Annotated in this window: 3 protein-coding genes; 1 reads left to right on the forward strand and 2 read right to left on the reverse strand. The window is 69.9% G+C overall.

Annotated elements, in window-relative coordinates; genetic code table 11:
• Both HY68_RS44010 and HY68_RS23635 read right to left on the reverse strand, forming a co-directional pair.
• Positions 1–9,494, reverse strand: a 9,494-nt coding sequence (locus HY68_RS44010; protein WP_041991954.1) for a type I polyketide synthase, incomplete at its 3' end; no start/stop codon positions are given.
• A 181-nt stretch (positions 9,495–9,675) separates the two neighbouring features.
• Positions 9,676–10,572, reverse strand: coding sequence for a VCBS repeat-containing protein (locus HY68_RS23635; RefSeq protein ID WP_041991956.1), 897 nt, complete (start codon positions 10,570–10,572; stop codon positions 9,676–9,678).
• 246 nt (positions 10,573–10,818) lie between these two features.
• Between HY68_RS23635 and HY68_RS23640 the strand changes: the two genes are divergently transcribed.
• Entirely contained in the window at positions 10,819–12,087 is a 1,269-nt protein-coding gene (locus HY68_RS23640) for a histidine kinase (protein ID WP_052457155.1), read from the forward strand.
• Positions 12,088–12,094: the final 7 nt, after the last annotated feature.

Here is a 12,094-nt window from a genome sequence, read left to right on the forward strand (position 1 = left end):
GTCGTCAGGCCCGCATTCGCCAGCGCCTGGCGGATCACCCGCTGCTGCGACGGGCCGTTCGGCGCCGTGAGGCCGTTGCTCGCACCGTCCTGGTTGATCGCCGACCCGCGCACCACCGCCAGGACCGGATGACCGTTCCTGCGGGCATCCGACAGCCGCTCCACGAGGAGCATGCCGACGCCCTCGGCCCAGCCGGTACCGTCCGCCGACGCCGAGAACGCCTTGCACCGGCCGTCCGCGGACAACCCCCGCTGCCGGGAGAACTCGATGAAGGTCCCCGGCGTGGCCATGACCATCGCGCCGCCGGCGAGTGCCATGTCGCACTCGCCCGTGCGTAGGGCTTGCGCCGCCAGGTGTAGTGCCACCAGCGACGACGAGCACGCGGTGTCCACCGTCACCGCTGGACCCTCGAAGCCGAAGGTGTACGACACCCGGCCCGAGGCGATGCTCGCGGAGCCGCCCGTGAGGAGGTACCCCTCCATGCTCTCCGGGGCTTCGTGCCGTCGTGGGCCGTAGTCCTGCGGAGCGATGCCCGCGAAGACGCCGGTACGGCTGCCCCGCAGCTCGGTCGCGTTGACCCCGGCCCGCTCGATCGCCTCCCACGACGTCTCCAGCAGCAACCGCTGCTGCGGATCCATCGCAAGCGCCTCACGCGGCGATATCCCGAAGAACCCCGGATCGAACTCACCGGCCCCGTAAAGGAATCCGCCATGCCGGGCGTAGGAGGTGCCCCGGTTCTCCGGATCGGGGTCGTACAGCTTTTCCAGATTCCAGCCGCGATCCGGGGGGAATTCGCCGATCACGTCGGCGCGTGAGGCAACCAGGTCCCACAGCCCCTCCGGGGACACCACCCCACCCGGATACCGGCATGCCATGCCCACGATCGCGATCGGCTCGTCGAAGGCGGCGGCTGAACTGCCGTACGTACCAGCGGTGACCGAGGCCTGTGCAGTCTCCTGGCCCAGCAACTCCGTGCGGAGGTAGGTGGCCAGAGCCTGTGGTGACGCGTAGTCGTACAGCAGCGAACTCGGCAAGCTCACGCCGGTCGCCGCGACGAGCCGGTTGCGCAGCTCGACGGCCGTCAGGGAATCGAAGCCCGCGTCCTTGAACGCCTTCCCCGCCCCGATCAGACCGGGCCGGACATGACCGAGGACCAGCGCCGCCTGGCTGCTCACCAAGTCGACGAGGATGTGCTCCTGTTCCTCGGGGCCCATCCCGAGCAGTCGCTGGGCCAGGGGAGTCGCGGCTGCTGTGCGGTCGGCGTCGCCGACCGTGCGCCGAGTGGCCTGCGTACGGACCATGCCACGCAACAGGGCGGGGACGGGGCTGCCTTGTGCACCGACCCTGGCGAGGTTCAGCCGGGCGGGTACGGCATGCGTCGCATCCCGCGCCAGCGCCGAGTCGAAGAGCGCAAGCCCTGTGTCCTGCGGAAGGGGCGCGATGCCCAGGCGGGTCCACCGGGCCAGGGCGGTCGGGTCGAGGGTTCCGGCCATGCCGTCGGTTGAGTCCTCCCACAGGCCCCAGGCGAGGGAGGTGGCCGGCAGCCCGAGGGTTCTGCGGTGCGTGGCAAGGCCGTCGAGGAAGGCGTTGGCAGCCGCGTAGTTCGCCTGGCCCGCACTGCCCAGCGTGGCTGCCACGGAAGAGAACAGCACGAAGGCCGTCAGATCCAGATGCCGGGTCAATTCGTGCAGGAGCCAGGCGCTTTCCGCCTTGGGCCGCCACACGGCATCCAGCCGCTCCGGAGTCAGCGCCGATGCGACGCCGTCGTCCAGGACACCTGCGGCGTGTACGACGGCCGACAGCGGACGGTCGGCAGGGACGGCGGCGATCAGCCGGGCGAGGGCGTCGCGGTCGGCGACATCGCAGGCGACCAGTTCAGCGTGTGCCCCGGACTCCGCAAGTTCGGCGACGAGTTCGGCGGTTCCAGCGGCAGCGGACCCGCGACGGCTGGCCAACACCAGATGCCGGACGCCGTGTTCGGTGACGAGATGACGCGCGACGAGTCGGCCCAGTGTGCCGGTGGCGCCCGTGATCAGGACGGTACCTGTCGAACTCCACGGCTCCGTCGACACGTCGGCCTGTACGGCCTGTGCGTCCGGCGCGGTTCGCTCCGTCAGCCTGGGGACCCTGATGTCCCCTGCACGGAAGGCTACTTGGGGTTCGCCGGAGCCGAGGGCTGCGACGACTGCCCGTACGAAGCCGGTGTCCCCGACTTCGCCCACGCTCTCGCCAACGCCTTCGTCCACGTCCAACAGGACGAACCGGTCCGGATGCTCGGTCTGTACGGACCGGACCAGGCCCCAGACGGCCGAGCCGGCCATCGTCGCGGCTTCGCCTACCGCGTCGACCTCCGCGCCCCGGGTCAGCAGGACGAGCTTGGACGCCGCGAACCGGTCGTCCGCAAGCCACTCCTGCACCGTGGACAGCACACTCTGTACGCAGGCGCGCGCATGCGACCCCGCGTCCTCCGGAGCCGAGCCCAGCGCGCAGGGCACCAGAACGAACTCGGGTGCCGACACACCGTCCGTGAGGGCCCGGCCCAACTCCGCCAGGCTCGTGTAGTGCGCAGTGGGCCAGGACTCCGAGGCGTCCGCCACGAGCACGGTTCGGTCCAGGACCGCATCCGCGTGATCGCCGGTCACCGGCACGGTGACCCAGTCGACGTCGAACAGTCCGCCGAGGGCGCTGCCAGGGGCGGCGGAGATACTGTCCTGCGGCAGCGCGCCGAGCGTCACGGCCTCCATGGTCGCCACCGCGGCCCCGGTGTGATCGGCGACGTCCACCCGCACGTTCCCGGCGGCTGTCTGCGAGATGCGCGCACTCAAGCGTCCGGCCCCTGTGGCGTACAGGGACACGCCCTGCCATGCGACGGGCAGGGGCACTGAGTTCGGGTCCGTGCCGGTGTCCGTGTCCGTGTCGGAGGAGAGGCGTGCCGCGTGGTGAGCGTGCAGCACCGTGTCGAGCAGGAGCGGGTGCAGGCCGAAAGCGGTGCGGGAGGAAAGCAGCTCCTCGGGCAGTTCCACCTCGACAAACGTGTCGGTCCCGCGCTGCCTGACCTCTTGCAGCACGGGATACAGCGGACCGCTGTCGTAACCGTGATCCGCCAGCCGCTCGTAGACGCTCTCCACCGGAACGGTCACGGCGTCGGCGGGGCGCATGTTGACCCGCTCGGCGGTGGGGGAGAGGCTGGGTTGTGCGGTGGTGAGTACGCCGGAGGCGTGCAGCGTCCAGTCGTGCGCGGCGTGGCCGCTCGCGCGACGGGTGTGGATGCTGAGCACGGACCGGCCCGAGTCGTCCGGTGCGGTCACCGCGACCTGAAGGTGCAGAACGTCCCCGTGCGCATCGGCCAGGGTGATCGGAGCGGCGAGTGTCAGCTCCTCGATGTGACCACAACGCACCTCCTCTCCTGCTCGCAGGGCCAGTTCCACGAGGGCGGAGCCGGAAAGCACGACAGCCGCGGGCGCCGCCGTGTCCAGCGCCGGCCAGGGGAGCGAGGCGGCGGACAGCTGCCCGCTGAGAATCACGGATCCGCCGGCGACTTCCGTCGCGGCGGTGAGGAGGGGGTGGTCGATGGCGGTGAGTCCGGCGGTGGTGACGTCGCCGGTGGCGGTTGTCGCGTTGAGCCAGTAATGCTGGTGCTGGAAGGCGTAGGTGGGGAGTTCGAGATGGCGCAGGGGGGTGGACTCGAAGTACGTTGCCCAGTCGACGCGAACGCCACGGGTGTGGAGAGCGGCCAAGGCCTCGACCACAGCACGTGTCTCGTCGCGGTTCTTGCGGATGGCCGGGACGAAGGCGGTGGTGTCGCCCGTGTCGACGGTCTGCTGGGCAAGTCCGGAGAGAACCCCGTCCGGACCCACCTCGACAAACAGCGTCGCACCGGCGGCGCGAGCCGCCGTCACGCCGTCTGCGAAGCGGACCGCTTCACGGACGTGCTGTACCCAGTAGTCGGGGGTGGTGAGCTGGCCGTGCTCGGCGAGCTGCCCGGTGACGTTGGAGATCAGCGGGATCGTCGGCTCGGCATAGGTCAGACCGTCCGCCACCTGCCGGAAGTCCTCCAACATCGGATCCATCAGCGGCGAGTGGAACGCGTGCGAGACCCGCAGCCTGCGCGTCCGGATCTTGCGATCGGCCAGCAGCTGCCCGATCTCCTCGACCGCAGACTCCGCACCGGAGATGACGACAGCGGCAGGACCGTTCACGGCCGCGATGCTCACCTCGCGCTCGCGGCCTGCCAGCAGAGGAAGTACGTCCCCCTCGGACGCGGCGACGGCGAGCATCGCACCACCACTCGGCAGCGCCTGCATCAACCGGGCACGCGCCGCCACCAGACGGCACGCATCCTCCAGAGAGAACACCCCCGCCACATGTGCGGCCGCCAACTCACCGATCGAATGCCCCGCCAGCACGTCCGCCGCAACCCCATACGAGACAAGCAACCGGTACAACGCCACCTCGAAAGCGAACAGAGCCGGCTGCGTCATCCCCGTCTCATCCAACAGCCCGGCCAACTCCGAACCCGGCTCCGCGTGAACCACATCCCGAACCGGGTGCGCCAGCAACGGATCCAGAACCGCACACACCTCATCCCATGCGGCAGCGAACACCGGGAATCCGGAGGCCAGTTCGCGGCCCATGCCCAGCCGCTGGCTACCCTGCCCGGCGAACAACAGCGCCAGCTTCCCGCCCGCACCACTACCGCTCACCACACCAGCAGCAGACGCCCCAGACGCCAGCGCCGCCAAACCTGCCAGCAGCTCGCCCCGGTCCGCGCCCACCACGACCGCCCGCTCGTCCAGCACCGTCCGCGACGAGACCAGCGCGCGGCCCACCGCAGCGACGTCCGCCTCAGGAGCGTCCTCCGCCCACTCACGCAGACGGGCCGCCTGCCCCCGCAGCGCCTCGACGTTGCGGGCGGAGATCATCCACGGCACGAGCGGCAGAACCGGCCCGTCAGCCTGCGCCTCTGCCTCCACGGCCGAGTCGGCCAACTCGCACTGCTCGATGACCACATGGGCGTTGGTCCCACTGATCCCGAACGACGAGACCGCCGCGCGCCGGGGGTGGCCGGACGCGGACCACTCCCGGGACTGGGTCAGCAGCTCGACGGCGCCCGCCGTCCAGTCCACGTGCGGCGACGGCGCGTCGACATGCAGCGTCTGCGGCAGCACGCCGTGCCGCATCGCCATGACCATCTTGATGATGCCGCCCACACCGGCAGCCGCCTGCGTGTGGCCGATGTTCGACTTCAGCGAGCCCAGCCACAGGGGCCGGTCCTCGGCCCGCCCCTGCCCGTATGTCGCGATCAGGGCCTGCGCCTCGATCGGGTCACCCAGTGTCGTCCCCGTACCGTGCGCCTCGACCGCATCCACCTCAGCACCGGCAAGACCGGCGTTGGCCAGCGCCTGCCGGATCACTCGTTCCTGTGAGGGGCCGTTCGGTGCCGTGAGGCCGTTGCTTGCTCCGTCCTGGTTGATTGCCGACCCGCGCACCAGCGCCAGCACGGGATGACCGTTCCGGCGCGCGTCCGACAGGCGCTCCACGAGCAGCATGCCGACGCCCTCGGCCCAGCCGGTACCGTCCGCGGACGCCGAGAACGCCTTGCACCGGCCGTCCACCGACAAGCCCCGCTGGCGGGAGAACTCCACGAACATGCCGGGAGAGGCCATGACGGTGGCGCCGCCGGCGAGGGCCATGTCGCACTCGCCCGAGCGCAGGGCCTGCGCCGCCAGGTGCAGGGCTACCAGCGAGGACGAGCACGCGGTGTCCACCGTCACCGCGGGACCCTCGAAACCGAAGGTGTACGACACGCGACCCGAGGCCACGCTGACCGAATTGCCGGTCAGCGCGTAGCCCTCCGCTCCCTCGGCCGCCTCAGCGGCTTCGTGGAGACGCGGACCGTATTCCTGCGACATGGCGCCGGCGAAGACGCCGGTACGGCTGCCGCGCAGCTCGGTCGCGTTGATCCCGGCCCGCTCGATCGCCTCCCAGGAGGTCTCCAGCAGCAGTCGCTGCTGCGGATCCATCGCCAACGCCTCACGCGGCGAAATCCCGAAGAACCCAGGATCGAACTCCCCGGCCCCATACAGGAATCCACCGTGCCGGGCGTACGAGGTCCCCCGGCTCTCCGGATCCGGGTCGTACAGCTTCTCCACATCCCAGCCACGGTCAGCCGGAAACTCCCCCACACCGTCCCGAGCACCCGCCACCAGATCCCACAAACTCTCCGGCGACACCACCCCACCCGGATACCGGCACGCCATCCCCACAATCGCGATCGGATCATCGTCGACCGGAGCCTTGGCCGGAATGACCGGCGTCAACCCATCCTCAACGTCGGTGAGTTGCGTCAGCAGATGAGTGACGAGGGAGTGCGGGGTGGGGAAGTTGAAGAGGAGCGTCGCGGGGAGCTGAAGTCCGGTCGCGGTGTTGAGTCGGTTGCGCAGCTCAACAGCGCTGAGGGAGTCGAAGCCGAGTTCCTTGAACGCGAGCGTGGCGTCGACGGTTCGGGAAGTGGCGTACCCGAGGGTCAGGGCGATCTGCGTGCAGACGAGGTCCAGCAGCTCGCGTTCCTGCTCCTCGACCGACAGCGCGCCGATTTTGCCCGCCAAGGACGTCACAGACGGTTCGACAGCTACGAACGCCACCGGGGCAGCACCGGCCGCCGTAACGGCGCCCGCGCCCGCAGCGGTGGCCGAGTCCTGGAGCCAGTGCCTGTCCCGCTGGAACGCGTACGTGGGCAGCTTGACGCGCCGCCCGCCCGATCCGTCGTACACCGCCTCCCAGGCCACTCCGGCGCCTCGTACGTACAGCCTCGCCAGCGCCTGGTGCACGGTGCCGGTCTCTGAGCGTCCGTCGCGCAGCGCGGCGACGAAATCGGCGTCCGCTGTGCCGTCCAGGCACTGTTGCCCGAGGGCCGTCAGTACGGAGCCGGGGCCGATCTCGACGTATACGGCTACGTCTTCGGCGGCCAGCGACCGGATGCCGTCGCCGAAGCGGACCGCCTCACGCACATGGCGCACCCAGTGGTCGGGCGAACCGAGTTGGTCGGTGGTCGCGTACGTGCCGGTGAGGTTCGTGACGATCGGGAGAGTGGGTGCGTGGTAGGTCAGCGACTCGGCCACCTGCCGGAACTCGTCCAGCATCGGTTCCATCAGTGGGGAGTGGAAGGCGTGGGAGACCTGCAGGCGATGGACTTTGCGGCCGGCGGCGCGGAAGGTCTCGGCGATCTCCTCGACACGGTCCCGCTCGCCCGAAATGACGGTGGAGGCCGGCCCGTTGACGGCGGCGACGCCGACGGACGCCGCTGCCTCACCTTCCAGGTGGGGGAGTACTTCCTCCTCCGTCGCCTGGACGGCGATCATCGCGCCGCCGTCCGGCAGGCTCTGCATCAGACGCCCGCGAGCGGAGACGAGCGTGCAGGCGTCCGACAGGCTGAGCACTCCGGCGACATGGGCCGCGGAGATCTCGCCGATGGAGTGCCCGATCAGATGGTCGGGGCGTACGCCCCAGCTCTCGTAGAGACGGGTGAGCGCGATCTCGAAGGCGAAGAGCGCGGGCTGCGCGAAGGCTGTCCGGTGGAGCAGTTCCGCCTCAGGGGTGCCTTCGGCGCTGAACATCACGTCGCGCAGCGGCACGGAGAGCTGGTCGTCGAGGACGGCGGCGATCTCGTCCAGGGCGGCGGCGAACACGGGATGGGCGTCGTACAACTCACTTCCCATGCCGGGGCGTTGACTGCCCTGCCCCGAGTAGAGGAAGGCGACGTCGGCCCGCCCGGTGCCGGGTGTGTGGCCCGTCACGACATCGGCGGCGGGCTCGCCACGCGACAGCCGGTCCAGGGCGTCGGCTGCGTCCTCGGCGGTGGCTGCCACGACTACCGCCCGGTGCGCGAAGGCCTCGCGCGTGGTGGCCAGGGCGAGCGCGGTGTCGACCAGCCGGGCCGGGGATTCGGCAGAGGCGTCAGCCGCAGCCTCACCGCCCGCGTCGGCGAGCAGATGGTCGCGCAGGCGCGCCGCCTGGCCGCGCAGTCCTGCCTCGCTGTGCCCGGAGAGCGGCAGCAGAACCGGACCGTGGTCCCGGTCCGCCGATGCCGATGCCGATGCCGATGCCGACGCCGACGTCGATCCCGACCCCTGAGTCGGAAGTCCGCCCAGCTGTGAACCCTTCGCCACCCCGCTCTGCTCGAACCCGGCCAGGATCACATGGCAGTTGGTGCCGCCCATGCCGAAGGAACTGACCCCGGCGAGCGGTAGTACGTCGGTGCGCGGCCACGGCTTCAGCTCCGTGTTCACCCGCAGGTTGAGCTCGTCCAACGGGATCAGCGGATGGGGGGTCTCGAAGTTCAGGGACGGCGGCAGCTGCCGGTGGTGAATGCTCAGCGCGGCCTTGAGCAGCCCGACGATGCCCGCAGCGCCCTCCAGGTGGCCGACATTCGTCTTGGCGGAGCCGACGAGCAGCGGTGCGCCTGGTTCCTTCGCCGTACCGATGGCGGCGCCGAGCGCCCGCGCCTCGATGGGGTCCCCGATCCGGGTGCCGGTCCCGTGCAGTTCGACGTACTGGACGTCTGCCGCCGCCACCCCCGCCCGGCGGCAGGCCAGTCGGACGACCTCTTCCTGCGCGTGCCGGTCGGGGACCGTCAACCCCTCGCTGGCGCCGTCGTTGTTGACGGCGCTGCCGGCGATCACGCAGTACACCTGGTCGCCGTCGGCCAGGGCGCGGGCCAGTGGTTTGAGTACGACAACGGCGCCGCCCTCGCCGCGGACGTAGCCGTTGGCGCGGGCGTCGAAGGTGAAGCACCTGCCGTCCGGGGACAGTCCGCCGAACTTCGCCGCTGCGACCGTGCCTTCAGAGGTGAGGTTGAGGTTGACGCCGGCGACGATCGCGAGGCCGGACTCGTTGTCGCGCAGGCTTTGGCAGGCCATGTGGACGGCGGTCAGCGAGGCGGACTGGGCGGAGTCGACCGTCATACTGGGACCGCGCAGGCCGAGCGTGTACGACACCCGGTTGGCGAGCAGCGCCCGGCTGAGGCCGGTGAGACTGTGCCGGGTGACCGCTTCGGGGCCGTTGCCCTGGAGGAGGGCCGCGTAGTCCCCGGCCATGGCACCGACGAACACGCCCGTGGTGGACTGCCGCAGACTGCTGGGCACGATTCCGGCGTCCTCGAGCGCTTCCCAGCTCAGTTCCATGACGAGCCGCTGCTGGGGGTCCATCATCGCGGCCTCGTTCGGCGGAATTCCGAAGAAGCCGGCGTCGAATTCGGTGATGCCGTCGATGAAGCCGCCGTGCCGGATGTTGGCCCTGCCGGGAGCGGCCGAATCCTTGTCGAAGAAGTCGTAGGAGTTCCACCGGTCGGCGGGCACTTCCGTGATGGCGTCCCGGCCGTCGGAGAGGAGCCGCCAGAATGATTCCGGGTCGCCGGCCTGGGGAAGGCGGCACGCCAGACCGACGATCGCCACCGCGTCTTCGGAAACGTCACGAGAGGGAAGTTCGAAGGACATTAAACCCAATCCAGATTCCGGCGGTGCGATACGGATGGCAAGGTCTCTCGTGCGGCTCGGTCTCTCGTGCGGATCGGCCGACCGGGACGCGCGGGATCACCGGTCGGCCCGTACAAGGCGTAGGCGTCGTACGAGGCCTTTACGGGCCGTACGGGACCGACCGGTGGCGGCGCGTTGGGGATCAGCTGATCACGTCGCACTTCTCGAATCCGGTGCCGACGGCGACCGGATCCTGAAGCGTGGCCAGCGGGTTGTCCGGGTCGAACTTCCCCGAGTGGACATAGGCGTTGAGGGTGCCGTCGGGGCGCAGGCCCAGCAGGTCCGGCTTGCCGTCGAGGTCGATGTCGGTCAGCGTCATCATCATCATGTCGTGCCAGCCGTGCGCGATGGTGTGCCAGGTGCCGGAGGGCGCGGTCCCCGCCGGCGTGCCGGGCTTGGCGGGGAACTCGTAGAGGTCGATGTTCCCGTTGGCGCGGCGCACGACCAGGTCGAGGTTGCCGTTACCGGTGAAGTCGGCCATGGCGAAGGGGAAGTCGTCGACACTGATCTCGGTGAGCGGTACCGGGTCGCGGCTGTAGGTGTGATCGTGGATCACACCGGCGTCGCGGTGCACGAACGCGTCCACGTTCCCGCCGCCCTCGCCGCGGGCGAAGGTGTCGTCGGTGCCCGAGCCGGTCAGGTCGGCGAAGCCGATCGTCTCCCACCGCCGGCCGTCCTCGCGCTTGCCGGAGACCCGGAGCGGGTCGGAGAACGGACCGATCTCGCCGGGCCCGCCGGTGTTCTGGAGCAGGAAGTAGCCGAACTCGCCGTTCTCACCGGGATTGAATTCGCTTACGCTGAAGGCGCAGATGTCCGCCTTGCCGTTTCCTGTGGCGTCCACCGCACGGACGAAGAAGAAGCGCTGCCAGCCGAACCCTTCGGCGATTTTGACCGGCTCTTCGAAGGTGTTGGTCCCGTTGAACGTTCCGCTGTGCGGATGGACGAACAACTCGCCCGTCTGGGCGTTCCGTACCAGCAGATCGAGCCGTCCGTCGCCCCGGAATGATCGGCACTGGCCGTTAGCGAATATCGGCGCCATTGCGGAAAGCCCCTCTTGATAAGTGAGCTGGGTAGCGTTCATTCTTTCCGGAGGGGCAGGGATGGGTAACCCCTAACCGCCCCCTAAGTGTTGGCCCCAGGGGGCTGCCTTGGCCGCGGTGCGGCGTGGTGCGGGGGCACAATGATGCGTGACAGGCATCATGGGTGTGACCTCCCGGAAAGCTGGATTCTTGCGTCATACGCGATCTGAGACCCGCGTCCGTCCGTCGTCGGGCGGTGAACTCGGATGAACACTGACTCGACGCGCTTCGGCTCCCGGCAGTGGCCCGTCGAAGGGCAGGGCGGGGGAGGGCGGCAGCAGTCCCGGCTGGTCCGGCTGCGGGGTCACCTGGTGGTGGTGATCCTCATCGTCGTACTGCCCCTGGCCACCGTGGACATGGACGGAGCGGCCACCGGTGTCCGCTGGGCCCTGCTGGCCCTGGATCTCGCGGTCTACGCGGCGAGTTTCCTGGTCATCACGCAGGTGGGACAGCGCAGTTCGCGATGGGGCCGGTCGCTGATGGTTGGCTGGCTCCTCGTGGTGGGGTCGTTCCTGCCGGTCATCACGGGAGACGTCACGACGCTGGTGAATCTCGCCTACGCGATCGTGGCGGCTGTCGTGCTGCTGCCGGCCGAGGCGAGCCGGCTGGTCGGGCTCGGCGTTGCGTTGGCCCAGGTGGTGGCGACCCGGCTGGCCGTCGGCCGGGTGGACTGGAACGGCACGTGGCTGCTGGTGCTGCTGACGCTGTCGTTGTCGTCGCTGTTCCTGCTCACCCGCGTCGTCTCGCAGTTGAGCGCCGCCCGCGCGGTCATCGCCCACCAGTCGGTCATGGACGAGCGGAACCGACTGGCCAGGGATCTGCACGACGTGCTGGGGCATACGGTCGCCACGATCGCGCTCAAGGGCGGTGTGGCACGCAGGATCCTGGAGGGCGCCGGTGACCGGGGGGCCGGTGGGACCGGTGGGGCCGAGGTCAAGGACTCGCTGCGGACCGAGGTCCGGGACATCGAGGAGCTGGCCCGCAAGGCGATGCAGGAGATCCGCAGTACGGTCCTCGACACGCGACTGGTCTCCCTGGACGACGAGTTGGCGAACGCCGCGCTGGCGCTGCGCGCCGCCGGGATCGCCGCGACGCTGCCGGAGACGGGCGACATCGTCCGTGTCGAGCTGCGTGACGTGTTCGCCTACGTGCTCCGCGAAGGCGTGACCAATGTGCTCAAGCACAGTGGCGCGCGGAGTTGCGAAGTACGGTTCGGCGCCGCATGGCTGGAAATCGAGGACGACGGCCGCGGGAAGCTCTTCAGCATGGAGACCTGGGCCGAAGCGGGCAGCGGCTACGGTCTGTTGGGCCTCGCCGAGCGGTTGCGTGCCGTCGGGGGCAGCCTCACGTCGGGGCGGGTACGCACGGGCGGCTTCCTGCTGCGCGCCGAGGCGGAGGACCGGCCGGAAGACCGGCCGGCGGACGGGCCGGCGGACAGGGAAGACCCACCCGACGGGCGCCCGGCGGACGCCTGACGCCCAG

Origin of the sequence: Streptomyces sp. AcH 505 (genome assembly GCF_000818175.1) — a bacterium.
GTDB lineage: Bacteria > Actinomycetota > Actinomycetes > Streptomycetales > Streptomycetaceae > Streptomyces.